Source organism: Paraburkholderia dioscoreae, assembly GCF_902459535.1.
Classification (GTDB): Bacteria; Pseudomonadota; Gammaproteobacteria; order Burkholderiales; family Burkholderiaceae; genus Paraburkholderia; species Paraburkholderia dioscoreae.
Map to the genome: position 1 here is coordinate 2,358,465 of NZ_LR699554.1, position 25,779 is coordinate 2,384,243.

Here is a 25,779-nt window from a genome sequence, read left to right on the forward strand (position 1 = left end):
TGGCTTCTGCTGGCCAGTACTGATGTGAGTGCCGGCAATACCTTTACGCGTGTTCGGTCTGCAAACCCGCGAAAACGTGCGACAGCAATGCGTGCAGTGACGCTTCGTCGTGAGCCGCGCCGTGTATGTACCGATCCGGCCTGATAAGCACGGCGCTCGCACCGATCTGCGCGAGCCACGCCCGGACCGCTGCGGAACCATCGGCGACGAGCGCCATGTCAGCGAGCGCCGCGCGTTCGGCGAGGCCGGGATGGTCAAGCAAAGTCTGCGGCAACATGACGAGCGCGAACCGGTAGCCGACGGCGTCATCGAGCAGACGTCCGTCGGAGAGTCTCGGCTGCGCGGCGATAGTCCCGGCCAGTGGCTGAGCGGGGCCAAGATGCGCGCCTTCGCCCAACCTCGGCTGCGGAGTGACGAAATTGCGGACCGCGCGGGTCGCGTCGCCGGTTTCGCCGGTTTCGCCCGCGGCAGAATCGGGACCGGCAGCGTGCAAAGGCGTCGTCTGGATCACCGCGCCGAGTTGCACAGCGGTCTCGATGAACTCGCGCACATGCGGAGAGCGTTCCGATTCGTAGGTATCGAGCAGCGCGCCGTCCGCTTCGCCGCGAATCACCGCAGCGAGTTTCCACGCAAGGTTGCTCGCGTCGCGGATGCCGGCCGCCATGCCCTGCCCCATGAACGGCGGCGTCTGATGCGCGGCGTCGCCGGCGAGCAGGAGGCGCGCGTTGCGCCAGCCTTTCGCCACCACCGAGTGAAACGTGTAGACCGCGGAACGTTCGAGCGTTGCATCGGCCGGCGTCACCCAGCGAGCGAGCTTGTCCCATAGCCACTCGGATGACGAAAGCCTCGACGTATCGTCGCCGGGCATGACCATCAGTTCCCACCGGCGGCGATTGTTCGGCCCGCGCGTATAGGTGCTCGGCCGCCTGGGGTCGCAATACTGGATCGAGTAGTCGCCGAGATCCGGGCGCGGCTTGTCGAGCAGCACATCCACGACGACCCAGCGCTCGTGCGACTTGAGATCGTCGAGTTCGGTGCCCATGAAGCGACGCACGATGGAGCGCGCGCCATCGCAGCCCACCACGTAACGCGCGGTCGCTCGTCCGAGCTTGCCCGTGCGGGTGTCTTCAAAGCGAAGCGCAACGCCGTTGGTGGTCTGATCAAGCGCGAAGGCTTCGTGCCGCAGACGAACGTCGATGTGCGGCTGCCTGGCAAGTTGCGCGCGCAGCGCGCGTTCCAGATCGGGCTGATGGAACTTGTAGCTCGCGCACCAGCCGAGCGGACCGACTCCGGTAGGCCGCGGCCAGTCGATCAGCAACTGGCCGGCCGCGTTGACGAACTTCATGCCGGGCCCGACGAACAGGTTGGGCAGCAAGGTCTCGGAGAGACCGATGGTCTGGAATACGCGCATGCATTCCGCGTCGAAGTGCACGGCACGCGGCAGCGCGAAGATGTCCTGGTCCCGTTCGAGCACCAGCACGCGCAAGCCGTCGAGGGCGAGCAGGTTGGCGAGCGTGGCCCCGGTCGGACCCAGGCCGATCACGGCGACGTCGTAGTCGCACGCGTCAGGGTTGGGGATGGGCTGTGACATGGATATCTGCCTTCAATGATGGGCCGGCGCGGCGCTGCGAACATGCGCGCGCGCCGGCCGGACGCGCTCAGAGTTCGTCGGCGACCGGGTTGGACAGAATGCCGACACGGTCCACTTCGACCTCGACCACGTCGCCCGCTTTCATGAAGAGCGGCGGATTGCGCTTGGCGCCCACGCCGCCCGGCGTGCCGGTCACGATCACGTCGCCGGGTGCGAGCGGCGTGAAAGTGGACAGATAGGCGATCTGGCTGGCAATGCCGTGAATCAGCATGTCGGTCGTCGCGCGCTGCACTTCCTGTCCGTTCAGCCGCGTGGTCAGCGTCAGCGTGGCGTTGGGCTCGATCTCGTCGCTCGTCACCATCCACGGACCGAATGCACCGGTGCGATAGAAGTTCTTGCCCGGCCCCCACTGCCCGGTGTGGCGCTGCCAGTCGCGAATCGATCCGTCGTTGTAGCAGGCGTAGCCCGCAATGTGATCCCACGCGCTCTGCTCGGCAATGCGCCGCCCGCCTTTGCCGATGATCACGGCAATCTCGCCTTCATAGTCGAACTGCGTCGACTCCGGCGGCCGCAGCATCGGCTGGCCGGAGCCGATCTGCGAGGCCGGCACGCGCATGAAGATCACGGGGTGCTCGGTCGTCTCGCGGTTGGTCTCTTTCACATGCTCCGCGTAGTTGAGGCCGACACAGAAAATCTGCCCGGGGTTCGGAATGACCGGCAACAGCGTCACCTCGGCCAGCGGATAGTCGCTCGCGCCGCTGTCGGCGAGGCGGCGCGCTTCGTCGAATGCATCCGCGGCGATCAGTGCCTTGAGGTCGGCGAAGCGTCCGTTCAGGCGCTTGCCAAGGTCGATCACTGTCTGATCGCGAACGATGCCGAAGGACGGCCCTTCATGGGTGGAAAAGCTGACGAGTTTCATGTTGCTCCGTGGATAAAAACAGATGATGGTCAAGAAAATTTATGCATTTGTTTTTGCATATTTATCGTTATTTGAGAATACACTTATAAAAACAGGTTTCACAAGACACTTTTTATCAGGGTTTATCACTACCAAGGGGGACGACATGACATCGACGAAGACAAGGCGCCCCGGGCTGTCGCTCAGCCACATGGGCTTTTACGTGAGCGACATGGCACGGGTCGAAGACTTCTACACGCGCGTGCTGGAGTTCACCGTGACCGACCGCGGCAGTCTGTCGACGCCGCATGGCGATGTGCGGCTCGTGTTTCTGAGCCGGGATCCGGCCGTGCATCATCAGATCGTGCTGGCGAGCGGCAGGCCCGAGCACCTCGCGTTCAATCCGATCAACCAGATCTCGTTCGAGGCGGACAGCCTTGCGTCGCTAAAGCGCTTCTACCGGCGTTTTATCGAAGAGGACGCGAAGGAGATCACGCCGGTCACGCACGGCAACGCGATCTCGTTCTACGCGCGAGATCCGGAGGGAAACCGGCTGGAACTGTTTATCGACACGCCGTGGTACGTGGATCAGCCAATGCGCGTGGCGGTGGATTTCTCGCTACCCGATGCGCAACTGATGGAATCGGTGGAACATCATGCGCGCGGCTTGCCGGGCTTTCGCCCGCGCGCGGAGTGGGAAGCGGAGATGGCGGAGCGCATGGGCATCGCTTGATGCGTGGCGCTGCCGTTGCGTGAACCTGTGTGATGCTGCGGGGCAGCGCCGCGCTGCCGTTGCCCGACACTACTGGCGTTGGTGCCGACACCGGTGCCGGCCGCACGCTCAGCCGGAAATGACGGCTCGCGTTCGCTGCGACGTGCGGGCGGCGGCTTCGCGGATCAACTCGACGAGCCGCTCCAGGTTCACGAATTCGAGCCGCGGCGTCGGCACGATCAGCGCGAGCGAGCCGACGGCTTCGCCCTGATCGTCGGTGAAAAGCGGCGCGGCAATGGCCGAGACGCCTGATTCGAGCTCGCCCTTCGACAGATAGAAGCCCGCCCGGCGAATCTTGTGCAAGGCGGCACGGAAGTCTTCGAAGCTCGGGCCCAGCCCGCTCGTTGCAATGTCGGCGGCGTGCCGCTCGAACAGCAGCGCGAGCTTCGCCTTCGGGAAAGTGGAAAGAATGGCTTTCGGCGCGGCGCCGAGAAACAGTGGCCGGGGACGCCCGCGCCCATAACGCAGATCGAGCTTCGAATCGAGGCTCTCGCGATGCGTATCCACCAACTCGTCGCCGTACCAGCGCGACATCACCACATCGAAGCCGGAATGCTCGCTCAGTTCGCGCATGATGGGTTGCCCCACTTTCAGCAGCGGATCGGACATGCGCAGGTTGTAGTCGAGCTTGATGATGCGCGGACCCAGCCCGTATTCGCCACCGGAGAACCGCACCAGCATGCCGGACTCGACCAGCTCACGCACATAGCGATAGGCCGTGGGAATCGAGCAGTCGAGCTCGGCGGCCACTTCTTCCGCGGAGAGAAAGGGGCGCCCCTCCGAAAAGAGTTCGAGTATGGAGAGAAGCTTGGCGATGCTCGACATCGAGGAGATTGCCTTCCGGGTGGGGTCGCGGAATTATAGCCCTCAGCCCGCGGCGACGACGCCGATACGCAGGGCTTCGCCACCCGCCGCGATCGCGAGCAGGATGTCGACGTTCGGGTGCGCGCCCGGCCGGTTACGCGCGTCGGCCGTGTGCTCGGCGAACACGACGAGGCCGTGCGCGGCCGCTTTGGCGTCGAGCGTGCCGAATGTCTGCTGCAGATAGTTGTACACCGCGAGCGAGCCCTGCTTGCCCGGCTTGTTCTCGATGCTGGCGACCACGGCGCCCTTGCCGTCGATCAGATCGATACGCGCGATGCCCTCGATGCCTGGCATCTGCGCGAGGTTGTCCTTGAATACGTTGCCCGGTTGGATCATTGGAAACACTCCTTCTATTCGGAAAATGACAGCGCGGGCCGTATCTTATCCGATAGGGTGTCGTTCGATCACCGGGCGCAAAGCCATCACGGCGTCCAGCGATACACCACCATGCTGGAGCCGTTGTAGTTGTCTTTCGTGATCACGTACTCGCCCGCGGCTCGGAGATACGCGCGCAGACCGTACATCGAATCGACGTCGTTGCCGACATCCACGGTTGCCGGACTCGAATTGATCAGCGTGGTGACGAGTTGACCGGTAGTGAGATTGAAGGCGTCGATATTGGGCACCGTATGCACGTAGCCGACGAACAGATAATTGCCCGCCGCTGTGATCGACTTGGGATTGGCGCTGGTGAGATTGATCACCGGGTCAGGCCGCGTGGTATTGCCCGCGCTCCAGCCGTGATACACCTCGATTCTCGACTGCATTGCCGTCCAGTCCCAGCTTCCGGCAATACCCTGCGCGAGAATCATGGTGTCGCTTTCGGCGAGGTAGATGATGCGCGTAAGCGGCCGGATGCTCTGCGGAATGGAAATGGTGACCGCCGGACCCCATGCCGGTTTTCCATTGCCGTCGAAGCCGGTCAGCGGATAGTGGTAAATGTGATTCGTCCGGTCAAGGCCGGCCCACACGTCGCCCCTGCTGTCGATGCAGAAACCGCCCGTGACCTGGACGTTCGTATTGAACGCCGTGCCTGGAATCGATGCATCCGGTATCGCGATGTAGCCGCTCGCTGGATTGAAATGGAAAAAGTAGAAGATGCCGGGGTTCTGTCCGGACGCCACCAGAATCCGGTTCCCGCCGACCGTGACCAGTTGGCCGAAATGTTCGTCGCGCTGCGTGTCGTTCATGTTCAGGCGCGGGTCGGACGGATACGTGAACGGATCGACCGTGTTCGCCACGAACGTGCCGCCCGCCGTGCCGGTGTAAATATGCGTGCCGCTATAGAAGTAGGCGCCGTCAGTCGATGGGTCCGGCGCCGCCACCGCTTCGAAATTGAGGGACTGCAGCTTCCATTCGAGATTGCCGGCCGTGTCGTATGCATGAAGATCGGTGGCGCCATTGCGGCCGAGATCCCAGCCGCCGCCCCAAGGATTGTTCAGCACATACAGGTTGCCGGCGGCGTCCTTGCCGATACCGACCACGCGTGTGAAGCGCTTGTCGCCCACCTGCCCCTTGATCCCGCTGGTCGTGTCGAGATAACCGCCCTGAATGCCGAACGTGCCGGCCAACGTCGGCGTGCCCGCGATGGCGTAGCGCTTGATGTTCATGTCCGGTCCCTGGTCGCCGACCATCAGTTGCCCGGACGCTGCATCGAAATAAAGCGCGGAAGGCCGCGATGCAGCCGGCATCTGAATGGTGTTCAGCAGAGTCCCTGCCGGATTGAATTCGACAATTGCACCGGCGCTCTGCTGCGCGACCCAGAGATTGCCGGCGCTATCCAGCGCGAGTGCGCCCGGACTCGATACGTTGATGTCCCGCTGCCAGACGCCGTCGGTCGTGAAGATCCGCACGCGATTGCCGAAGAAGTCGCTCGCATACAGCAGTGAGCCCGCGGTCGCGAGGCCGGTGATGACATCCGCATGCGGTATGCCCGTCCACACGCTGACGGGAATGATCAGATCGCGCGTCTGCGTGGCCCGGTTGTAGCGTCCCACCGAACCACTGCCGAACGACTTGTTGTACTGCAATGCTGCGAAGATCGACGTGGCGTTGCCGGTTATGGCACTGCCCTGAAAGTCGGCATGTGTTCCGATCGAGCCAATGCTCTGGCCATTCTGGTAGATCGCGACGCCGCCCTCGTTTTCGTCCCACAGCGAAGCCGTGTAAATGACGCCTTCAGGCGCGACCCACATTGAGCGCGCGGTGTTTCCCACGTGTCCCGCGAGCGTGCCGAACGTGTTTGCCAACCAGTCGGTGGTGTATTGCGCCTGACAGGTCTGCGCGACCATGACCATCATTGCGCATAAGACGACACTGATTCGATGCTTGATCATGGGTAAAGCTCTCCGCACGACTATTCCTCGCCAATTTGACCCGACGGATGTAACGACAGGGGATTGATATGAAAATATCTTGTTGAGTAGACAGGACAATCCATACAGCGCAGATACAAATAAAAAAAGATAAAAAAAAGAAACTTCACGGCTGTTTTCTCCGGCGTGCTCCGCGCCACGGCGCAATCACGCGGAGATTGCCGGCGACGTCATTTCAGCGACCGTTTTTACCGATGCGCGCCGCGTGCAATTACCCCTCTTTTCCGCTCTTTACCGATAACTGAACTCAGGCGCACAATCTCTGCGGATATCGCGGTCCGCCGCCGCTACCTGATCTTTCAGGTTGTCCGTACCGGCGCGATATCCGGCGGTAAGCTCACCACGGGCGCCATGCGCACTCTCTATTCGGAAAGCACAATGAGCAATAAATCGTCAAGCAGACTTGAAGACCTGATGGCAGGCGGCAGCCGTCACCATCAGATTTTCCCAAGGCTCGATGAAGCCCAGTTTGCTGTGCTGGAGCGCTACGGCGAACGGCGCCGGCTGAAAGCGGGCGACATCCTGTTCGCCGAAGGCGACCGGCACATTCCCATGTTCACCATCGTCTCGGGAACCATCGAGGCAACGAGAGGCGCCGGCGACAAGCGCCACGTTCTGGGCGAGCACGGCCCCGGCAGCTTTACCGGCGAAGTGGGCACGCTCGCGGGCCGCGGCGCGGTCGCAACGGCGCGCGCCACCAGCGACTGCGAAGTGATCGTGATCGACGAGGAATCGCTACGGGCGCTCGTGGTCGCGGAAGCGCAGTTGAGCGAGACGATCATGCGGGCCTATATTCTGCGGCGCGTCGCATTCATTCAGGACGAGCACGGCGGGCTCCTGGTGATCGGCAGTTCGGCGTCCTGGCCCACGCTAGCCCTGCGGCATTTTTTGAGCCGCAATGCCCAGCCTTTCGCCTACTTCGATATCGTCGAGCACGAGGCAGCGCACGCACTTCTCGAGCGTTATGACGCAACCGAAGCCGACATTCCGGTGATCATCACCCAGCAAGGCACCGTACTCCGGCAGCCGACCAACCGGGCAGTGGCGGATGCGATCGGCCTGAGTCCCGACAGGTTGAATGGCGAGCGGTTCGATGTGGTCGTGGTCGGTGCGGGACCGGCCGGTCTCGCGGCCGCGGTCTACGCAGCATCCGAAGGATTGAGGGTGGCGGTTCTCGACACCAAGGCACCGGGCGGCCAGGCCGGCACCAGTTCGAAGATTGAAAATTACTTCGGATTCCCGACCGGAATTTCCGGTCAGGCGCTCGCCGGCCGCGGCCTGTCGCAATGCCGGAAATTCGGCGCCGAAGTCGGCGTACCGATCGAAGTACTCGGCATTGAATGCGAGGGCGCGCCGCCCTTTCATCTGCGCCTCAATTACGACGAGCACGTGTATGCCAGTTCGGTCGTCATCGCGACCGGCGCGCGCTACCGAAAACCGCTGCTGGCGCGCCTCGAACAATTCGAAGGCCGCGGCATCTACTACAGCGCGACGTTCATGGAAGCCGCGTTCTGCAACAACGAAGAAGTGGTGATCGTAGGCGGCGGAAATTCAGCCGGCCAGGCCGCCGTATTTCTCTCAGGACTTGCGCGTCACGTGCATATCGCGATTCGCGGCGACGGGCTCAACGCGAGCATGTCGAACTATCTGATCAGGCGGATCGAAGCGACGGCGAACATCACCGTTCATCCGCGCACGCAGATTGTCCAGCTGAACGGCGAAACGCAACTCGAATCGATCAAATGGGACACGCAGGGATACATTGAGGAGAAACCGATCCGCCATGTGTTCCTGTTTCTCGGTGCTCAACCGAATACCGGCTGGCTCGGCGATTGCGTTGCGCTCGACAGGAACGGCTTTGTGCTCACGGGCCCCGATGCGGTTCACCAGTGGCCGTCCGACCGCGCTCCATACTATCTGGAGACCAGCCGGCCCGGCATCTTCGCCGTGGGCGACGTTCGCAGCGGCTCGGTGAAGCGCGTCGCGGCCGCCGTTGGCGAAGGCGCCGCCGCGATCCAGTCGCTTCATCAATATCTGGCACTCAATCGCTGAGGTTCAGTGAGTGGCGCCCGGTGATGCGGGAAGGCGGATACGTCTAACGCTGATTCCTTAACGTCAGACGCGCTTCGAGGCCGCCGCCGGGACGGTTGTGCAGAGACAGCGTCGCGTCCATCGCCAAGGCAAGCTGCCGCGCAATGGCAAGGCCCAGCCCCGTGCCTCCCGTGTCGCGATTACGCGATGCTTCGAGCCTGTAGAACGGCTCGAACACCGCTTCCAGCGACTGCGCCGGTATGCCGGGGCCGCGGTCGAGCACTGCGATCAACGTCTGCCCGTCGGGCGATGCGCTCACCGTGATCTCGGCCGCGCCGCCGAACTTCAGCGCGTTGTCCACCAGGTTGCCCAATATGCGGCGCATTGCCTGCGGACGCGTCATCAGCGAAACGCCGAACCGTCCCTGCAGGCTAACCGCCTGGCCGGCGTCGACGTAGTCGCACACGAGGCTGTCGAGCAGCGCGTCGGGATCGACCCGGCACGGCACTTCTGTTGCGCCGTGCAGCGTTCGCGCGTACGTCACGCCCTCCTTTACCAGGCTTTCCATCTCGTGCAGATCCTGACGCAGCTTCGCGCCCTGCTCGTCGTCGTCCATCACGTCGATGCGCAGACGCATCCGCGTGATCGGCGTTTGCAGATCGTGAGAAATCGCCGCCAGAATCTGCATGCGTTCAGTCATGTAAGTGGCAATGCGGTCCTGCATGGCGTTGAAGGCGCGCGCGGCGCGCGACACTTCCGACGGTCCGTCCTCCGGCAGGCGCGCCGCCTTCAGGTCGGGGCCGAGCGTATCCGCGGCGAGCGCCAATTGATGCAGTGGGCGCGTGGCGAGCCGCACCGCCAGCCAGCAGCACGCGACCAGCACCGCCAGTTGCAACGCGAGCACGAGCGGTAGCCAGCGCGATAACGGCGCGCCCGCCATGGGGCGCATATCGATCGTCAGCGGCGAGCCGTCGCTCAGTCGCAGATGAACCTGCAGGCGCTCCTTGTCGCCGGGAACCGCATTCACCGTCAGCGGGTAGCGAGTGCCGATACCGTCCGCGATGGATTGCGCGACGCGCGCGGACAGACGCGCATCGACCGGTCCGCCGGTCATGCCGGGCCCGAGAATGAACTCGTAGCTGCGCCGCGCGAGGCGCGGCAGCCACTGCACACGTTCGCCCGGCGGCAAATGATCGAGCAGCGCCACCGAACTGCTCACTTCGCGCTCGATGTAGCCCATCATCACGTTGGTCATGGTCTGATCGCGCTCGGTCAGCGTAAGCCAGAACGACAGCGTCTGCGCCAACGCGAGGCCGACGAAAAGAATCAGCGCGAGCCGCGCGAACAATGTACGCGGCCAGCGCAGCCATGACCAACGGCTCATTGCGGATCCCCGATCGCAGTCACCGCCGCGGAAAACACATAACCCTCGCTGCGCAGCGTCTTGATGTAACGCGGTTCGCGCGCGACGTCGCGCAAGCGCTGACGCAAACGGCTCACCATCAGATCGATCGAACGGTCGAACTGATCGGCCTGGCGTCCTTGCGTGAGATTGAGCAACTGGTCGCGCGTCAGCACCCGTTGCGGATGATCGAGAAACACACGCAGCAAGCGGTACTCGGCGCCGCTCAGTGCAACCATAGTGCCTTCTGCGTCGAGCAGATGGCGCGCGGTGGTGTCGAGGCGCCAGTCGCCGAAGGCCAGCATGGGCGCCGATTCCGTCACCTGCATGCCGGGCGGCAACATGCGCGCGCGCCGCAGCACGGCGCGAATCCGCGCGAGCAGTTCACGCACGGCGAACGGCTTGGGCAGGTAATCGTCGGCGCCCATCTCCAGGCCCACGATGCGGTCGGCTTCCTCGTTGCGTGCGGTCAGCATCACCACGGGCACTGAGCGGAATTTGCCCGCACGCAGTTCACGGCACAACACCAGACCGTCCTCGCCGGGCATCATCAGATCCAGCACGATCAGATCGGGCGCGCCTTGCTCCAGCGCCGCGCGCATCTGGCGTCCGTTCGCCGCGAGCGAGACGCGCATGCCGTTCTTCTCGAGGTATCCGGCGAGCAGTTCGCGAATGCCGCGGTCGTCGTCGACAATCAGCACGTGGTCGATGGTTTCCATCAATGCATCATCTCCGTTGGCGTTTTATCTGCGCCCGGCTCGCATTGAGCAGCGAACAGTGCGCCGGGTGCGCCAGTTCGGCGGCAAGGCCGCCGGAAACGAATACGAGGATTGCCAGCAGGCGTCTCATGCGTCCTCCAGCACGGAAAGGCTGGCGCCGTCGGCAAGCCCGGCTTCCAGACTATACGGATCGACGCCTTCCAGGCAACCGATGTTGACCCGCCACTGCTGCGGATCTTTGCGCGTCTGATGAAACGGATAAATACCGCAGTGCTTGCAGAAATAATGCCGGGCCACTCGCGTGTTGAATTGATAAAGCGTCAGCGCGTCTTCACCGCTCAGAATCTTTAACTGGCTCGCCGGGAACAGCGGCGTCATCAATGCGCCCTTGCGCCGGCACAAGCTGCAGTTGCAGCGGCCGGCAGGGACGATCGCGACGTGAACTTCGAATCTGACGGCTCCGCAGTGACAGGATCCTTGCAGCAAATCGGCGCTCATGGTGCTCTCCGCGATTGGCAATGCCTGCTTTATAGCCTGGCGCGCACGGCGATTTGTGTCGCAGTGTATCTGGACGCCGGGCGGATACACAACATTGCACTCGCGCGGGTCGGGCGACACAAAAATGTATTCGCGGATTCCGACGATACACACGATTGCAATTCGCCGATTCCCTCACACATGCCAGATACGCAGGCACGGTTCAATACATCAACGCCGCTTTTCAGAAGCTATCGCATGACCGCAAGTGCTGGCTTCTGTCCAAAGCGCGAAAGAACGAGCGACTCAGTATTCGACGAGAATGGTCACGCGCCGGTTCGCGGCTCGTGCGGCTGCGTCGTCGCCGATAATCAAGGGAAAATTGTCGGCGCGGCCAATAGCAGCCATCCTGTGCGCTTCTATGCCTTTGTCCGCAAAGAAGCGCACCACCGCGCCGGCCCGTGCAGAAGACAGCTCCCAGTTGGATTCGTATTTCGCCGTGGAGATGGGCACATTGTCCGTGTGCCCTTCAACGAGAATGTTGTTCTTCGACCGGTCCCGCAGTACGCCGGCAATCTGGTTCAACACCTCGAATGATTCCGGCAGTAAGCGCGCGTCGCCCGAGTTGAACAGAATCTTGGCGTTGATAGCGATTTCAACGCCTTGAGCGGCGTTTGAAATCGCGATCTGGCGCTTGTCCTGAAGCGGCGCCAGCAGAGCGAGCAACCGCTTCTTCGAGACATCCGGCGCAGAGGGCATGGCATTGGACGGTTGGGCGTTGCCGGCAGACGCCGCCTCAGTTAAAGCGTGGCGCTCGAGCGCCTTGATTTCGAGCTCCCTCGTTTTGGCCAACTGCAGCACATACAGAGCAAGAAACAACACCATTAGCGTGGTGATGAGGTCGGCGTAGGAAATCAGCCAGCGTCCAGACTGCTCCTCGCTTTCGCCGGCGGCATCATAGCCGGTCTTATTCGCCATGAGGCGTTTGTTACCCGAAGAGATATCCATACCCGAAGAGCCTGCGTTCGAAATTGCGTATGATTCGCGCCGTGCCGCTCGCTACCTGTACGGCCAAAACCGGTTAGCCCAGCAACTCAGCCGATCTTTCCCGTACATCGCCCGCAAGCCGCGTTTCGATTGTGTGAGGTGACTCCTTGCGCGAGATTGCGAGCAAACCGTCGAGATATAAACGCCTGAAACGCAATTCGCTATCCACCTGCGCCCTGATCTTTCCGTACAACGGCAGAAAGACGAGATTCGCCAAAGCAAGGCCGTACAGCGTCGCAACGAAGGCCATCGCGATACCTTGCCCGAGTTGCGCGGGTTCGAGCAGATGACCGGTTACCTGAATCAGACCGAGTACCGCGCCCAGAATACCGAATGTCGGCGCATAACCGCCAGCCTGTTGCCAGATTCGCGCAGCCGCCATGTGATTGCGCTCATAGGCAAGCAATTCCCGCTGCAAAGCGTCTTCGAGCACCGCGGTCGATACGCCGTTTGCCAGCAACTCCAACCCTCTCTGGGCAAACGGATTGATGCCGCCCGCCCCGATCGATTCGAACACCAGCATGCCGTTGAGCTTGGCCTGATCGCCCCACTCCAGCAGGACCGCCAGGGTCTCGCGGTCCACCTGTCTCGCCTTCACGAAAGCCAGACGCAGTTGCTTCAGGCCGTCGTAAAACCTCGCCCAGGTGTTCTGGATCATCACCGCGCCGAAAGTGCCGCCAACAACGATGACGAAAGCTTCCAACTGGAACAGCGAAGTAAAGTGGCCGCCCTCGAGAGAGAAGCCCACGACGATTGCCGTCACGCCGAACACCGCGCCAAAAAGCGTCAGAAGATCCATACGTCCTCTCGAATGGCCGCTCGCGCCACCGAACCCCGAAGTAAACATTGCATGAAGCCGGCGTGTTGCGCGTCAGACATCCAGATTGGAATGCGGAGCGTTCGTGCCGGGCGGAGATTTGATCGCTCGCACCGTTTCGAGAAAGCGCTCCTCGATCTCGGCGACCTCGATCGGATCGATCTTGACCTCACGGCGCATGACCCACGAAACTTCTTTCTTTCTCGCTTCGGTCATTACGGAAAGCAGACGCTCGGCGATCGGCTGGCCCGTCACCGCGGAAAGCAGCTTCGCGAGGTCGTATGTGTCGAACGCGCTCAGCGCTTCGAACAACGTTCGTTGATCGACGAATTCCAGATCGTCGAGCGATTTCAGGTCGCTCAGACCGCGAGTAGTACGCCGCGAAAAATAGCTGATGCCCTTTTCCTCGACGTAGTTCAACACCTTGGTCTTGCGAAACGCAAAGATATCTTCCGCGATTTCCGCATGAGACAGCTTGTTGAGAATCACCTTCTTCTCGACGCCGATCAAGGCCTCCAGGTCGTCCAGTTCGATCAGTTCCAATCGCTGCTGATGGAGAGATCGAGATCGTGGTCCGCCACCTGTTGCGCACGCTCGATGATTCGCACCGGATCGAAGGCGACCAGTTGCCGGTTCGCCGCGCCGTCCTGCGCGGAATAGCGCGCCGATGTGTTGCTCACACGATCGGACCGCCCTGGTTCGAGCGAGACGAGATTGAGTTTCTCCATCCGTTTGAGCATGGCCATCACATGCGGACGCGAATGTCCGGCAATCGCATGGCACTTTTTGATCACTTCGGGCAAGGGCACCGATAATTCCTCGCCTTGCGCACGTCGAACGCGGCTGTCGAGCCGGTCGGCGTTCTCGCTTCCCGCCATCAATGAGAGAACGTGAGCGTACGATACGACGCCCGGCAGGAAGTCCGCATGCGTATTCGTGGCGAGGATATCGTCCTTCTTCTTCACGCGCCGGATCAGCGTGCGTACGATATGACGAAGCAACGGCGATACGCGCGCGAGTTCCTCCTCCACCACGTCCGCCGCGACGACGGTCAACTGGCAGAAGCTCAGCGCCTTTGCAGTGTGCGCTCGCGGTTCGGGCGGCAGCAAGGCCGCCTCGCCGAAAAACTCGCCTTTGCCTAGCGTGGCGAGAATCACTTTTTTCTCGTCGCACTGGGTGGAGATTTCGACTTTGCCATCTGCAATGACGTAGACGACGGCGTCGCCCGCGAAGCCTTCGGAATAGATGACTTCGCCCGGAGCCGCTGTACGCGACCATGGCGATCGTTGGTGATTCAAGATTGATTCCCCCGAAGAGCTATTTCCCGGTCAGCGCGCGCCGTGCTGAAGGCTAGCGCGTGCCCCGATGGTCCTGATTTGTTTGACTGGATAACGACATGCAAAACGCAAAGCTTTAATAAATGTAATCGTCAGATGTGATAGCGCAAACGTTTGGTTGCCTTTCCCAATAAGGCTTTGCGCCACGCCGACTTTTCTGGTAGCGCTACGACGGCCTGATCTCGAGCGAGGTTCTGCAACGAAATGCGTCCGCCATTTGCGCAGCAATACGTTCAGGCAAATGTAAGAATCACGTCCGCATGCACGGTGCCGAAAAAAATTTGGAATAAGCGGAAACCCGGTGTGTTTGCCCCTACGTAGACAGCAACAAAGCTGCATCGCAACCCACGAAACAGATACGCATGCGATGCTCCTGTTGCAAGTAAGTCATGTTGGTAGATAGGCAGAGACGTAGCTTCACTCGAACCGCAAGGTATTTTCAATCTATTTATATTCAGGTATCCAAAATGAAACGCAAACTCTCAATCATCCTCTCGTTGATCGTCCTCGCTTCGGCAGGCGTCGTCACCCAAGCTTCGGCGAAGGAACATGTTCACGCGAGCACGCAGCAGTGTGTCGGTCCCGCAGGTTTCTGCACCCCGTACTTCGGCAGCTAAATACGTACCGTTTCCCGGCAATCGTTGCCCGTCAACTCATCACGTTCACAAAGGAATTTTTATCATGAAAAAAGCTCTTGTTTGTTTCGCTCTCGCCGCCGGCGCATTGGCCACTCCTGTTCTGAGCTTCGCACAATCGAATGCTCCAGTCACCCGCGCCGAAGTGCGTGCCGACCTGGTGCGCCTCGAACAGGCGGGCTACAACCCCTCGCTTGCGGACGACGCTGACTACCCGGCCGCGATCCAGGCTGCCGAAGCGAAGGTCGCCGCACAAAATGCTCCGCAAACAACACAATCGTCGTATGGCGGCGTGGCGCAGAACGGCAACTCTTCGGCCGGCATGCGCAAGCATTCGTCGTCAGATGCCACTTGCGTCGGCCCTGTCAGTTTCTGCAACGTTTTCTTTGGTAGCTGAATGACACGTGTCGGGAATCCTGTCTAGTCCTTTATATCGATAGGATTCCTACCTTTTTTTAGCAATCCGGGATAGTCTTTCCAGATAAAACTCAAACTTTGCAAATTCGAAGAGACTCGCTTCGCGCGCCAATCTCTCTAGCCGCCAGGCAGTTCCCACTGCCAGCGATGCTCGTGCTTCCCCGACAAGCCACTCCTTGAGTTTCAGCGCTCATGGCAGCAACTTTGCCCACGCTGGATGACCCAGGTCGTCGGCAATGGCTAGCCGGTCGGCTCGACAAAACACTCGAAACACGATCAAACCCGCCTCTGCGCCGCATCAGTCTGCGCGCGACACCCACGCTCACCAAGGCACGTAGAACGACAGCGGCAGCCAAAAAAACAAGCCACCGTTCACCTGCGAATTGCGCCAGTCCTCTCATCCCATTCGTCAAAAACCATCACGCCTTTAATTTGTCATTGTTTTCCATGAATGTAATGATATAACATTCCGTCGACAGGAACAGAAAAACCCGCATCCATCCAGTCGCCAACACACTCGAATACATAACGATGAAAAACCGCACGCGCGTCTCCTCCGCAGCTCTGCTGCTATTCGCCCTGGCTGCCCACGCTCATGCCGCAACCGACGAAGGGTCCGTAACCGGTGCGGTCACAGATTCCGCCGGACAACCCGTCAACAATGCCACAGTGATCGTGCAGAACGCGAGCGGCGCCGCCATCGGCGAGGCGAAAACGGACGCCGAAGGCCGCTTCGTGATCGCGCATGTGACGCCGGGCACTTATGCGGTCGTCGTCACCGCAGCGGGATTTGCGAGTGGCAACAGCATCGCGACTACGGGCACCGGCACGCAAAGCGCCGTCAGTGTCAGTCTCGCGAAGAGCGGCACACTCGACGTTCAGGTGAATGCGAAGCGACTGGACAGAGCGCGCAACGGGTTGTCGCCGGAGACCGGCAGCAGCGTGTACCGCTTCAGCCAGGCCGATATCGATGCGTTACCCGCGGGCCAGGACACGCCGCTCAATCAGGTGCTGCTTCAGGCGCCCGGCGTGGCAAGCGATTCGTACGGGCAATTACACGTGCGCGGAGACCATGCCAATCTGCAATACCGCATCAACGGCATCATCATCCCCGAACCGATCAGCGGCTTCGGGCAGGCGCTCGATACGCGGATCATCGACCAGGTCAATCTGCTGACCGGCGCGCTGCCGGCACAGTACGGCTACCGCACGGCAGGTGTCGTGGACATTCGCACGAAGACGGGCGATGTGGGCAACGGCGGCAGCATCGACATATTCGGCGGGAGCCACCAGACCCTCAAGACCAGCGCGGATGTGTTCGGCACGCAAGGTCCGTTCAGCTACTACTTCAGCGGCTCCCTCGGCGTGAACAACCTCGGTATCGAGAACCCGACTGCAAGCGCGAACGCCGTGCATGACCACACTCGCCAGGGCGATGCATTCGGCTATATGTCGTACATCATCAATCCGCTCACGCGGGTGAGCCTGATGTTCGGCACCACGAGCAATCAGTTCGAAATCCCCAACACCCCTGGTCTGCAGACCAATTTCACGCTCAATGGCAATAGCACGTTCGATTCGAGTCAGCTGAACGAAACGCAATCGGAGTTGAACAATTTTGCGGTGGTGGCGCTTCAGGGCACCAATGGCGGCGCACTGGACTACCAGGTCGCGCTATTTACCCGCTACACGCGAACGCAGTTCAATCCCGATCCCGTAGGCGACCTGCTTTTCAACGGCGTTGCATCGCAGGACTTTCACAGTAACTCGGCAAATGGCGCCCAGGTGGACACCACGTGGCGCCTGAACGACAAACATACGATTCGCGCCGGCCTGTTCTTCCAGCAGGAGCACGCGGTATTCGACGACAGCGTCAACGTGTTCGCAACGGACGCCGACGGCAATCAGTTATCGGACCAGCCCTTCAATATCCATGACTCGAGCAGCAAGACGGGCTACCTGTATAGCGCCTACGTACAGGACGAATGGAAAATCACCAGCAAGCTCACGCTCAATTACGGGCTGCGATACGACAAGATGGACGAGTATGTGAGCGCGAGCCAGTTGAGTCCTCGCATCGGCCTGGTCTATGCGCTGACACCGACCACCACGGTTCACGCCGGCTACGCGCGCTACTTCACGCCGCCCGCGTTCGAACTGTTGTCGGGTTCGACCATCAGCCGCTTCAACGGCACGACCAACCAGAGCCCGTCGAGCCAGAACGATCCGGTACAACCCGAGCGCAGTCATTACTTCGATCTCGGTGTCACGCAACGTCTGGGTTCGAACGTGACAATCGGCGTCGACGCCTACTACAAGAAATCCACCAACCTGCTCGACGAAGGACAGTTCGGCTCCGCCCTCATTTTCACACCGTTCAATTACCAGTACGGACGCGTGTACGGGCTCGAGTTCACCGCAAACTATAAGCAGGACAACGTATCTGCCTATCTGAACCTCGCCTACAGCCGCGCACAAGGCAAACAGATCGACTCGGCCCAGTTCAATTTCGACCCGGAGGAACTTGCCTATATCAACAGTCATTGGGTGTATCTCGATCACGACCAGCGCGTCACCGCCTCTTTCGGAGGAACGTACGACCTCGGCAGAACGACGTTCACATTCGACGGACTGGTTGGTAGCGGCTTGAGAAGCGGTTTTGCCAACACCGATCGCCTTCCCGTCTATGCGCAGATCAATCTCGGCGTGATCCAGCACTTCAACCAGCCGCTTGTCGGCAAGTTCGATGCGCGCCTGATGGTCGTCAATGCATTCAATCGTGTCTATGAGTTGCGCGACGGATCGGGCATCGGCGTGGGCGCGCCGCAGTACGGCCCGCACTTCGCCGTTTATGCCGGCATCACCAAGCATTTCTAATCTGTCACCCAGCAGCGAGGACGGTCATGCAAGACTGGATGAATATTCTGGCAGCAGTGCGCGTGGGCGGGTGGGTTATCTATCCGCTCACGTTACTCGCTGTTCTGGCGGTTGCGATCGTCCTCGATCGCGCCTATGTATTTCTGCGTTTTGGCCGCTTGCCGGCGGCGATTCATGCCGCGCATGAAATCGACGTGTTGGGATCCGATATTGATCTGGATAACCTGTTAAATGAAGCTTCCGCCCAGAACGCATTCAGGCGGATGAACTCTCCGTGGCTACCCGATCCGTCCGTGCCGCTATGGCTGCGCGAAGTCAAAGCGGAATCGGTGGCGTCACAGATCGAGCGTGACATGAGCAGAGGTTTCTGGGTGCTGGAGACGATCGTCACGGCGGCGCCGCTGCTGGGTCTGCTCGGCACCATCGTCGGCATGATGCATTCGTTTCAGCTGTTTGGCGGAACTGGGCTCGTCGATCCCGCCGGCGTCACGGGCGGGGTTGCGCAGTCGCTGGTGGCGACTGCGATCGGACTCGTCGTTGCACTGTTCGCACTCTTCGCGTTCAACTATTTTTCCCGCCGGCTCGAACGTCTGATGGACGAACTCGAATCTTTCGCGAATGCGCGGCTCGGTCAAATCCGCCTTGCCACCACCACCGCCGGAGCGCAGTCGTGAAGTTCAAGCGATCGCGCGCGGCGAGGCGCGGCCGCATCGAAATCATTCCGATGATCGATGTGATGTTCTTTCTGCTGGCGACCTTCATGCTGGCTTCGCTCGCCATGCAGCGGCTCGATGCCGTCAAGCTGACGTTACCAACCGGCCGCGCACAGCAGATGGCCGCGCATGAACCCCTGACTATCTCGGTGGATAGCCGCAATGAAATATTCGTGAACCATCTGCCGGTACGTCCCGATCAGATCGAGCCGACGGTGAAGCGCCTGTTGCAACCCAACGCGGATGTCGTCATTGCCGCCGACGCCGCCGCGGGCCACGGCGCAGTCGTGCAAGCCATGCTCGCGGCACGGCGCGCCGGTGCCGCACGGTTTCTGGTCGCCGTGCATCGTGAATAGCGCGATGCGTCTGAGCACTACCGTCGATGATTCGCCGAAGCTGCGCCTTGCATTGGCGATCCTCATCGCGCTCGTGGTCTGGCTCGTGTTTCTGTTCGCGCTCGGACATTGGCTCGACGCAACGAGATCCGAACCGGCACCGGAGAAGGCATTGGAGATGCGTGTAGTGGAACTTGATCCCGAGCCGCCGACGCACGCTGCGCCCAAGCCAACGCAAACGCAAACATCAACTCCACCGCCTGCGGTCAAACCGTCGCGACCGGGCGCACCACGCACCCATGCCATGCCGGCACTCACTGCACTGCCCGAAACTCCGACACCAGCCAGACACCCGGCCGACACCACCACGCCAGTATCAAAGGAGCCCGGCCCCTCTGCCGAATCCCCCACGCCTGCAAGCAACTCCGCGGAAGAAAAACAGAGCACATCACCACCCGCCACCTCGCCGGGCGATACCGCCGCACGCTCCATCGCGCAACCGTTACCAGCGTTACCCGACGATTTGCGCGAGCAGGCCTATCAAACCGTCGCGACCGCGCGCTTCGTGATTCATGCCGACGGCTCTGTCGACGTGGAACTCATCAAGCCGACACCTAATCCGCGGCTCAACCAGCTCCTTCTCGAAGCGCTTCACAAGTGGCGCTTTTTCCCCGCGTTGCAGGGCGGCCGTCCGGTCGAAAGCCGGCAGGACGTCCGCGTGCATTTCAATGTGAACTAGCGCGCCGCGTTCGCATTGATTGATGTGGCCGTAACAACATCGTGAACGTTACGTAGCGAATCCACCTTGTGCACACGCCGCATTCCCCGCGCATCGCCCGCAAACGCCCCCCAAACGCCCCCCAAACGCCCGCAGCAAACGCTTCGGCAGCATCCGAAACGCGTTCATCCAGCTTATCCCTGCAGTTGGCACGGTCCCTGCAATCAGACAGGCAAAGGCCGAGCACCGCCATGACCGGAAGGCCGCGCGTGCTCCCCAACCGGCCCGGCCAAGGCCATAACACGCGTGGATATTCCAATGATTGCCGATTTTCTGCTGGACGCTGACGTCACCGGACAAGCTCACGATCTCGACTCGAACTTCGCGCAGCGCCACCCCTTGCAAATCGCCGTTTGTCTGCGCAACCTGGTGGCCGGACAGGACTTCGTCACAGTCGAGTTCGGCGGCCGGCAAATCGTCACGCAGATACTCGACGTCGACTCGCGCAACGCGCGCTTCGTGTTCGATGCCGGCAGCATGGCCGTCGACAACAGCGCGCTACCCGCCGCGCGGCAGTTGACGTTCCGCAGCCTGCCGGGCGGCATTCGCACCGAGTTCACGACACAGGATGCCACCTCCATCGTGTTCGACGGGCTACCGGCGTTCGAGGCGCCCTTCCCTCCATTGCTCTACTACGTTCAACGCCGCGAATTCTTCCGCGTGCAAACGCCCGTGCTCGACCCGTACATCGCAAGCGGCCCGTATGCGGACGGCGGCTCATTCCGGCTGGAATTGCAGGATCTGTCATTGGGCGGCGTCGCGTTGAAGACGGCCGACGAACGCTTCGGCTCGCTTCAAAGCGGCACGGTTCTGCGCGACGTCGCATTGCAACTCGGCAGCTTCGGCACGCTGCGGCTCGATCTGGAAATCGTCGCGCCACGCCAGTTGACCACGGCGAAGGGCGATCGGCGCTTCGTGACCGGTTGCAAATTCTGCGCGACACTAGGGCCGGCTGAGCGGACGTTGCAACGCGTCGTCACGCAACTCGAAACCAGGCGGCAAGCGCTCGCACCGCGCGGATAAGCCCGTACGCATACGCCGCAGACTTCACGTCGGCGACGATCATACGATCGCCGCCGCGCGAACCACGCGTGCCGTGCACTTCAGGGTTCGCTGAACACGCTCACGACACCAGCCATTTGCTGTCGAGAAAACTCATTCAGCCTTCAATCCACTTTCATTCGAGCCAGGACTTTCCCCAAGCCCGAACGCTCGATCTTGCGTCGCACCACGCCGCTCAACCCGCACGGCGTATGGCTCACAGCCTTCCAGCAAGTTTTCGCACGGCACCTGCCACGCCGATCGTTTCCTTGACGAGCGTCGGCGCGCCTGCTGTACTAAATCAACCAAAGTGATTTAGGTGGCGGCAATCGAACCGGTCCGGATCGTTTCGAACCACCCCTCCCGCATCAAGCCGCAAACCAGGTTGTCAGCGCGCAGCGTTCGCGCGGGCACCCGCCAGTAGTCCATAACGTCGTTGCCAAAAACCGGAGGAGCGTCCCATGAATCTGAATTCCCGCAGGCTTCCTGTTGTCAGGAAAATCGTGTCGATGTGCGTCGCGGCATCGGCGGTGTGGTGTGCGAGCGCGAGCCAGGCGGCCGATCAGCCTGTTGTCGGCCTCATCACCAAGACCGACACCAACCCGTTCTTCGTGAAGATGAAACAGGGCGCCGAAGCAGCCGCATCGAAAGACGGCGCGAAGCTCATCACCGCCGCGGGCAAGTTCGACGGCGACAACGCGAGCCAGGTCACCGCCATCGAAAACATGATGACGGCCGGCGCGAAAGCGATTCTGATCACGCCGAGCGACACCAAGGCGATCGTGCCGAGCATCAGGAAAGCCCGCGCCGCCGGCGTGATGGTGGTCGCGCTCGACACGCCGACCGACCCGCAGGACGCCACCGACGCCCTCTTCGCCACCGACAACTTCAAGGCCGGCGTGCTGATCGGCAAATACGCCAAAGCCGCGCTGAACGGCAAGCCCGCGAAGATCGCCACGCTCGATCTCGCGCCCGGCGTTTCGGTTGGCGTGCTGCGTCATAACGGCTTCCTGCAGGGCTTCGGCGTGAAGGAAGGCGATCCCTCGGTGGTGTGCAGCCAGGATACGCGCGGCGATCAGGCCAAGGGCCAGACGGCGATGGAAAACTGCCTGCAGAAGTCACCCGACATCAACGTGGTCTACACGATCAACGAGCCGGCCGCAGCGGGCGCTTACCGCGCGCTCAAGGCGGCGGGCAAGGATAAGAACGTAATGATCGTCTCGATCGACGGCGGCTGTGAGGGCGTGCGCAACGTGAAGTCCGGCGCCATTGCCGCGACCCTCGCAGCAATATCCGCTGAAGATGGCCTCGCTCGGCGTGACGGCCGGTGTCGAGTACGCGAAGACGGGCAAGAAGGTCTCCGGCTATCAGGACACCGGCGTGACGCTGATCAGCGACAAGCCCATGTCCGGCATCGACAGCAAGGACACGAAGTTCGGCCTCGACAACTGCTGGGGCAACAAGTAACACGGACTGAATGGAGCGGCCCGCTTTGCTGGGCCGCCATTGGAATTGCCGCGTGGCCGCAGCGCCACGCGCATGCATCGAGGACATCCATCATGTCGACTCCTTCCGCGCCTGCCGGCCACTCGCGCCCGTTCGCCGACCGCTTGCCGTCGCTTGCCGAGATCGGGCCACTCATCGCGCTGGTGCTGGCTTGCGGCTTCTTCATCTCGCAGAGCAGCCGCTTTCTGTCGTTCCAGAACCTCTCGCTGATCCTGCAGCAGACCATGGTGGTCGCCGTCATCGCAATCGGCCAGACGCTGATCGTGCTGACCGGCGGCATCGACCTCTCGTGCGGCATGGTGATGGCGTTCGGCTCGATCATCATGACCAAATTCGCCGTCACGCTCGGCGTGCCGCCAATCCTCGCGATTCTGTGCGGCATCGCGGCGAGCACGCTGTTCGGCGCGCTCAATGGCGTGCTGATCACGCGCATCAAACTACCCGCGTTCATCGTCACGTTGGGCACGTTGAATATCGCATTCGCCCTCACGCAGATCTATTCGAACGCCGAGAGCGTGTCGAGCCTGCCGGACGCGCTCATGTTCTTCGGCAACACGTTCAGGCTCGGCCCCGCGGATGTCACATACGGCACGGTGCTCACCCTGCTGATGTATCTGGCCACATGGTTCGTCTTGCGCGACACCGTGCCCGGCCGGCATCTATACGCGCTCGGCAACAACGCGGAGGCCGCGCGGCTGATGGGCCTGTCGTCGCAGAAAATCCTGATGACGGTGTATTCGCTGGCCGGCGCGATCTACGGCATCGCCGCGCTGTTGTCCGTGTCGCGCACCGGCGTGGGCGACCCGCAGGCCGGCCAGACCGAGAATCTCGACAGCATCACCGCGGTCGTGCTCGGCGGCACGAGTCTGTTCGGCGGGCGCGGTTCGATTGTCGGTACGCTGCTCGGCGCGCTGATTGTCGGCGTATTTCGCAATGGTCTGACGTTGATCGGCGTTTCTTCGGTCTACCAGGTGTTGATCACCGGCATGCTGGTGATTCTCGCGGTGGCCGCGGACAAACTCTCCCATCGTCGCGGTTGAGCACTCACGAGGACTCCGTCATGTCGACACCCGCTTCCGCTTCAACCGCAATGCCCGTTCTACAGGCGCGCGGACTCGTCAAACGTTATGGCAACGTGACCGCGCTCGACGGTTGCGATTTCGAAGTGCTGCCCGGCGAGATTCTCGCCGTGATCGGCGACAACGGCGCGGGGAAATCTTCGCTGATCAAGGCCCTTTCCGGCGCCACGGTGCCGGATGAAGGCGAGATTCTGCTCGACGGCAAACCGGTCAGGTTCCGCAGCCCGCTCGATGCCCGCGCGCAAGGCATCGAAACGGTGTATCAGGAACTCGCGGTCGCGCCGGCCATGAGCATCGCCGAAAATCTGTTCCTCGCCCGCGAGTTGGTGAAACCGGGCTGGCGCGGCTCGATCTTCAAGATGATCGACAAGCGCCGCATGCTGGAGGAAGCAACCGCGCATATGAAGGATCTGCAGATCGGCATCCGTTCGATGCGCCAGGCCGTCGAAACGCTCTCGGGCGGCCAGCGCCAGGGCGTGGCCGTGGCGCGCAGCGCGGCTTTCGCGCGGCACGTGGTGATTCTCGACGAACCCACCGCCGCGCTCGGCGTCAAGGAAGGCAACATGGTGCTGGAATTGATCCGGCGCGTGCGCGATCGCGGCCTGCCGGTAATCCTCATCAGCCACAACATGCCGCACGTGTTCGAAGTCGCGGACCGCATCCATATCCAGCGGCTCGGCCGGCGCGCCGCGCTCGTCAACACCAAAGACGTGCATATGTCGGAAGCCGTGGCGATCATGACGGGCGCGAAGGAAGCCGACGTCAAGGCGATTGCATGATGCACGCATCCTGCTGAGCGGGCGCCCATCATGGATACCACCGGCACCCGCTCGCCCCTCAAACGCACGGTCGGTTCGAATCAGGTCGGCATGCGTCAGTTCAACGAACGCATCGTGCTGCAGGCGATCCGCCTGCACGGGCCGCTGCCGAAAGCCGATGTGGGCCGCCTCACGCGTCTTTCCATGCAGACGGTGTCGATGATCGTCGAGCGCCTCATCGACGATGGCCTGCTCGAAAAGCAGGCGCGGGTGCGCGGCAGGATCGGTCAGCCGTCCGTGCCGATCGCGTTGCGCGCGCAAGGCGCGTACACCATCGGCATCAAGGTGGGACGCCGCAGTCTCGACGTGCTGGCAATGGATTTTGCCGGCCACGTAGTGCACCGCGATGTGTTCGAATACGCTTATCCCGATCCACGCACGCTGTTTCCCGCACTCGAAAGCAAACTGGTACGCGTGAACCAGACGCTTGGCGCGAAGGCCAGCCAGGTGGTCGGCGTGGGCGTCGCCGCGCCCTTGTGGCTCGGCGGCTGGCGCGATTTTCTCGGCGCGCCGCCCGACGCGCTGGAAGCATGGACCGAGATCGATCTGCGTTCGCGCGTCGCCACCATGACGGGCCTGCCCGTCGAGTTCGCCAAGGACACCACGGCCGCCTGCGCCGCCGAACTCGTGATGGGCCAGGGCCGCGGCATCCACAATTTTCTGTATCTGTTCGTCGGCACGTTTATCGGCGGCGGTCTCGTGATCGACGGCCGTTTGCATGGCGGCCCGCACGACAACGCGGGCGCGGTCGGTTCGATTCCGTTACGCGAAGGCGGCCCGCGCAAACCCGCGCGCCAGTTGCTGCACGCGGCGTCGGGCTTCGTGCTCGAAAAGCTGTTGAGCGATGCGGGCGCGCCGGCTGCGGCCGCCCACGATCATCGCGCGTTGTCACCGGAAATGTGGCGCCATACCGAACAATGGCTCGATAGCGCATGCCCCGCGATCGCCAATGCGCTGACCAATGCGGCCGCGTTGCTCGACCTCGAAGCGGTCGTGATCGACGGCGAACTCGACCGGCAACTGGTGCGGGAAATCATTCGACGCACCGAGCGCGTGCTCGACCGCATCGAATGGGAAGGCATGGTGCGTCCGCAATTGCTGGAAGGCGCCATTGGCGCCGATGCGCGCGCGATGGGCGGCGCGATTCTGCCGCTCTACGCGCATTTCGCGCCGGTGCATGAGCTATTCCTGAAGCCGGCAGCGGAGACGGTTTATCCAACACCGCCGGCGTGACTCATCAACACCCGCAC

At 61.7% G+C, this 25,779-nt stretch carries 21 protein-coding genes and 2 pseudogenes; 12 read left to right on the top strand and 11 right to left on the bottom strand.

Features of this window, described 5'->3' with window-relative positions; translation table 11 throughout:
- Positions 1-43: 43 nt before the first annotated feature.
- Positions 44-1,591, bottom strand: a complete 1,548-nt coding sequence (gene mhpA, locus PDMSB3_RS30765) for a bifunctional 3-(3-hydroxy-phenyl)propionate/3-hydroxycinnamic acid hydroxylase MhpA (protein WP_165188706.1) — start codon at positions 1,589-1,591, stop codon at positions 44-46.
- 67 nt (positions 1,592-1,658) lie between these two features.
- Positions 1,659-2,510, bottom strand: a complete 852-nt coding sequence (locus PDMSB3_RS30770) for a fumarylacetoacetate hydrolase family protein (protein ID WP_007177827.1) — start codon at positions 2,508-2,510, stop codon at positions 1,659-1,661.
- Positions 2,511-2,655: 145 nt separating this feature from the next.
- Between PDMSB3_RS30770 and PDMSB3_RS30775 the strand changes: the two genes are divergently transcribed.
- Positions 2,656-3,222, top strand: a complete 567-nt coding sequence (locus PDMSB3_RS30775; protein WP_007177828.1) for a VOC family protein — start codon at positions 2,656-2,658, stop codon at positions 3,220-3,222.
- A gap of 108 nt (positions 3,223-3,330) precedes the next feature.
- Here PDMSB3_RS30775 and PDMSB3_RS30780 read toward each other — a convergent pair whose 3' ends face one another.
- From PDMSB3_RS30780 to PDMSB3_RS30790, 3 genes are all read right to left on the bottom strand, one after another.
- Complete coding sequence (locus tag PDMSB3_RS30780; protein WP_007177829.1) at positions 3,331-4,086, bottom strand: IclR family transcriptional regulator; 756 nt, start codon at positions 4,084-4,086, stop codon at positions 3,331-3,333.
- Positions 4,087-4,128: 42 nt separating this feature from the next.
- Positions 4,129-4,461, bottom strand: coding sequence for a DUF2322 family protein (locus tag PDMSB3_RS30785; protein ID WP_007177830.1), 333 nt, complete (start codon positions 4,459-4,461; stop codon positions 4,129-4,131).
- Between the two features lie 86 nt (positions 4,462-4,547).
- Positions 4,548-6,461: an SMP-30/gluconolactonase/LRE family protein gene (locus PDMSB3_RS30790; RefSeq protein WP_007177831.1), complete on the bottom strand. Its 1,914-nt coding sequence runs from the start codon at positions 6,459-6,461 to the stop codon at positions 4,548-4,550.
- A gap of 417 nt (positions 6,462-6,878) precedes the next feature.
- Here PDMSB3_RS30790 and PDMSB3_RS30795 point away from each other — a divergent pair, with 417 nt between their 5' ends.
- Entirely contained in the window at positions 6,879-8,552 is a 1,674-nt protein-coding gene (locus PDMSB3_RS30795) for an FAD-dependent oxidoreductase (RefSeq protein WP_007177832.1), read from the top strand.
- 43 nt (positions 8,553-8,595) lie between these two features.
- Here PDMSB3_RS30795 and PDMSB3_RS30800 read toward each other — a convergent pair whose 3' ends face one another.
- The 6 genes and pseudogenes from PDMSB3_RS30800 to PDMSB3_RS30825 all read right to left on the bottom strand — a co-directional run bounded on the left by PDMSB3_RS30800 (position 8,596) and on the right by PDMSB3_RS30825 (position 14,291).
- A complete protein-coding gene (locus PDMSB3_RS30800; RefSeq protein WP_007177833.1) occupies positions 8,596-9,915 on the bottom strand; it encodes a sensor histidine kinase in 1,320 nt (439 codons plus the stop codon).
- The gene (locus PDMSB3_RS30805) at positions 9,912-10,652 is read right to left on the bottom strand and encodes a response regulator (RefSeq protein ID WP_007177834.1); all 741 of its coding nucleotides are present in this window, start codon (positions 10,650-10,652) and stop codon (positions 9,912-9,914) included. The genes PDMSB3_RS30800 and PDMSB3_RS30805 overlap by 4 nt, the downstream gene beginning before the upstream one ends.
- A gap of 126 nt (positions 10,653-10,778) precedes the next feature.
- Positions 10,779-11,150, bottom strand: coding sequence for a GFA family protein (locus tag PDMSB3_RS30810; RefSeq protein WP_007177836.1), 372 nt, complete (start codon positions 11,148-11,150; stop codon positions 10,779-10,781).
- Positions 11,151-11,435: 285 nt separating this feature from the next.
- Positions 11,436-12,137, bottom strand: a complete 702-nt coding sequence (locus PDMSB3_RS30815) for an OmpA family protein (protein WP_007177837.1) — start codon at positions 12,135-12,137, stop codon at positions 11,436-11,438.
- A gap of 73 nt (positions 12,138-12,210) precedes the next feature.
- Positions 12,211-12,975 carry a flagellar motor protein gene (locus PDMSB3_RS30820; protein ID WP_007177838.1) on the bottom strand — a complete coding sequence of 255 codons (765 nt, stop codon included), beginning with the start codon at positions 12,973-12,975 and terminating at the stop codon, positions 12,211-12,213.
- A gap of 72 nt (positions 12,976-13,047) precedes the next feature.
- Positions 13,048-14,291: pseudogene (locus tag PDMSB3_RS30825) on the bottom strand (Crp/Fnr family transcriptional regulator).
- 720 nt (positions 14,292-15,011) lie between these two features.
- Here PDMSB3_RS30825 and PDMSB3_RS30830 point away from each other — a divergent pair.
- The 10 genes and pseudogenes from PDMSB3_RS30830 (at position 15,012) to PDMSB3_RS30875 (ending at position 25,762) form a co-directional block, all read left to right on the top strand.
- The gene (locus PDMSB3_RS30830; RefSeq protein WP_007177841.1) at positions 15,012-15,362 is read left to right on the top strand and encodes a DUF4148 domain-containing protein; all 351 of its coding nucleotides are present in this window, start codon (positions 15,012-15,014) and stop codon (positions 15,360-15,362) included.
- Positions 15,363-15,913: 551 nt separating this feature from the next.
- Positions 15,914-18,259 (top strand): TonB-dependent receptor, encoded by a 2,346-nt coding sequence (locus PDMSB3_RS30835; RefSeq protein WP_165188708.1) that lies wholly within the window; start codon positions 15,914-15,916, stop codon positions 18,257-18,259.
- A 26-nt stretch (positions 18,260-18,285) separates the two neighbouring features.
- Positions 18,286-18,933: a MotA/TolQ/ExbB proton channel family protein gene (locus tag PDMSB3_RS30840; protein ID WP_165188710.1), complete on the top strand. Its 648-nt coding sequence runs from the start codon at positions 18,286-18,288 to the stop codon at positions 18,931-18,933.
- Positions 18,930-19,328 carry an ExbD/TolR family protein gene (locus PDMSB3_RS30845; protein WP_165188712.1) on the top strand — a complete coding sequence of 133 codons (399 nt, stop codon included), beginning with the start codon at positions 18,930-18,932 and terminating at the stop codon, positions 19,326-19,328. The genes PDMSB3_RS30840 and PDMSB3_RS30845 overlap by 4 nt, the downstream gene beginning before the upstream one ends.
- Positions 19,329-19,380: 52 nt before the next feature.
- The gene (locus tag PDMSB3_RS30850) at positions 19,381-20,046 is read left to right on the top strand and encodes an energy transducer TonB (RefSeq protein ID WP_232064363.1); all 666 of its coding nucleotides are present in this window, start codon (positions 19,381-19,383) and stop codon (positions 20,044-20,046) included.
- Between the two features lie 297 nt (positions 20,047-20,343).
- Positions 20,344-21,108 carry a flagellar brake protein gene (locus PDMSB3_RS30855; RefSeq protein WP_165188716.1) on the top strand — a complete coding sequence of 255 codons (765 nt, stop codon included), beginning with the start codon at positions 20,344-20,346 and terminating at the stop codon, positions 21,106-21,108.
- Positions 21,109-21,587: 479 nt separating this feature from the next.
- Positions 21,588-22,593 (top strand): annotated as a pseudogene (locus tag PDMSB3_RS30860) (substrate-binding domain-containing protein).
- A gap of 92 nt (positions 22,594-22,685) precedes the next feature.
- Positions 22,686-23,672 (top strand): ABC transporter permease, encoded by a 987-nt coding sequence (locus PDMSB3_RS30865; protein WP_165188718.1) that lies wholly within the window; start codon positions 22,686-22,688, stop codon positions 23,670-23,672.
- 20 nt (positions 23,673-23,692) lie between these two features.
- Positions 23,693-24,490: an ATP-binding cassette domain-containing protein gene (locus tag PDMSB3_RS30870; protein WP_007177849.1), complete on the top strand. Its 798-nt coding sequence runs from the start codon at positions 23,693-23,695 to the stop codon at positions 24,488-24,490.
- A gap of 30 nt (positions 24,491-24,520) precedes the next feature.
- Positions 24,521-25,762: an ROK family transcriptional regulator gene (locus PDMSB3_RS30875; RefSeq protein ID WP_007177850.1), complete on the top strand. Its 1,242-nt coding sequence runs from the start codon at positions 24,521-24,523 to the stop codon at positions 25,760-25,762.
- Positions 25,763-25,779 lie beyond the last annotated feature (17 nt).

What these genes read in the sequence shown, in the direction of transcription:
- PDMSB3_RS30870 (WP_007177849.1), top strand. Translation starts at nt 23,693, where the DNA reads ATGTCGACACCCGCTTCCGCTTCAACCGCAATGCCCGTTCTACAGGCG.
- PDMSB3_RS30805 (WP_007177834.1), bottom strand. Translation starts at nt 10,652, where the DNA reads ATGGAAACCATCGACCACGTGCTGATTGTCGACGACGACCGCGGCATT.
- PDMSB3_RS30830 (WP_007177841.1), top strand. Translation starts at nt 15,012, where the DNA reads ATGAAAAAAGCTCTTGTTTGTTTCGCTCTCGCCGCCGGCGCATTGGCC.
- PDMSB3_RS30780 (WP_007177829.1), bottom strand. Translation starts at nt 4,086, where the DNA reads ATGTCGAGCATCGCCAAGCTTCTCTCCATACTCGAACTCTTTTCGGAG.
- PDMSB3_RS30775 (WP_007177828.1), top strand. Translation starts at nt 2,656, where the DNA reads ATGACATCGACGAAGACAAGGCGCCCCGGGCTGTCGCTCAGCCACATG.
- PDMSB3_RS30810 (WP_007177836.1), bottom strand. Translation starts at nt 11,150, where the DNA reads ATGAGCGCCGATTTGCTGCAAGGATCCTGTCACTGCGGAGCCGTCAGA.
- PDMSB3_RS30855 (WP_165188716.1), top strand. Translation starts at nt 20,344, where the DNA reads ATGATTGCCGATTTTCTGCTGGACGCTGACGTCACCGGACAAGCTCAC.
- PDMSB3_RS30840 (WP_165188710.1), top strand. Translation starts at nt 18,286, where the DNA reads ATGCAAGACTGGATGAATATTCTGGCAGCAGTGCGCGTGGGCGGGTGG.
- PDMSB3_RS30770 (WP_007177827.1), bottom strand. Translation starts at nt 2,510, where the DNA reads ATGAAACTCGTCAGCTTTTCCACCCATGAAGGGCCGTCCTTCGGCATC.
- PDMSB3_RS30820 (WP_007177838.1), bottom strand. Translation starts at nt 12,975, where the DNA reads ATGGATCTTCTGACGCTTTTTGGCGCGGTGTTCGGCGTGACGGCAATC.
- PDMSB3_RS30865 (WP_165188718.1), top strand. Translation starts at nt 22,686, where the DNA reads ATGTCGACTCCTTCCGCGCCTGCCGGCCACTCGCGCCCGTTCGCCGAC.
- mhpA (WP_165188706.1), bottom strand. Translation starts at nt 1,591, where the DNA reads ATGTCACAGCCCATCCCCAACCCTGACGCGTGCGACTACGACGTCGCC.
- PDMSB3_RS30835 (WP_165188708.1), top strand. Translation starts at nt 15,914, where the DNA reads ATGAAAAACCGCACGCGCGTCTCCTCCGCAGCTCTGCTGCTATTCGCC.
- PDMSB3_RS30790 (WP_007177831.1), bottom strand. Translation starts at nt 6,461, where the DNA reads ATGATCAAGCATCGAATCAGTGTCGTCTTATGCGCAATGATGGTCATG.
- PDMSB3_RS30795 (WP_007177832.1), top strand. Translation starts at nt 6,879, where the DNA reads ATGAGCAATAAATCGTCAAGCAGACTTGAAGACCTGATGGCAGGCGGC.
- PDMSB3_RS30875 (WP_007177850.1), top strand. Translation starts at nt 24,521, where the DNA reads ATGGATACCACCGGCACCCGCTCGCCCCTCAAACGCACGGTCGGTTCG.
- PDMSB3_RS30800 (WP_007177833.1), bottom strand. Translation starts at nt 9,915, where the DNA reads ATGAGCCGTTGGTCATGGCTGCGCTGGCCGCGTACATTGTTCGCGCGG.
- PDMSB3_RS30815 (WP_007177837.1), bottom strand. Translation starts at nt 12,137, where the DNA reads ATGGATATCTCTTCGGGTAACAAACGCCTCATGGCGAATAAGACCGGC.
- PDMSB3_RS30785 (WP_007177830.1), bottom strand. Translation starts at nt 4,461, where the DNA reads ATGATCCAACCGGGCAACGTATTCAAGGACAACCTCGCGCAGATGCCA.